Below are 367 nucleotides of genomic sequence, written 5' to 3'. Positions count from 1 at the left end.
CCTTCGAACAATTCGTGGCGCAGTTGCGTGGCAATGGTTTCAATTTGTTCGATCAAGGGGCGGGCCGGGGCACAGAGGACGATTTTTTTCGCCCGACGGTCTTCCAGCACCGATTGGCGTTGCACCAGGCCCTGACTTTCCAGGCTATCGAGCAGTCGAGCCAGGGTAGGCCCTTCGACGCCGACGCTTTGCGCCAGTTCACGCTGGGTGGGAGCATCATCGAAACGCGCCAGGTGCAGCAGCACCAGCCAGCGCGCCTGGGACAGGCCCAGGCCAGCCAGTCGGCGGTCCAGTTCGGCACGCCAGCCCCGAGACATCTGGGCCAGTTGCATGCCAAAGCGGTGTTGATCGGTTAACGGCATAAAAC

At 61.9% G+C, this 367-nt stretch carries 1 protein-coding gene; it reads right to left on the bottom strand.

The genetic code is table 11. From position 1 onward, the window contains the following. Nucleotides 1–367 (bottom strand): MarR family transcriptional regulator (locus tag AC1DF0_RS32665; RefSeq protein ID WP_477577784.1); only part of this gene is annotated, 367 nt, incomplete at both ends.

It is taken from the genome of Paenibacillus sp. 05T425, from assembly GCF_056396205.1.
The sequence above is the reverse complement of the archived record's forward strand: the minus strand, read 5'-3'. Positions and strand labels throughout refer to the sequence as shown.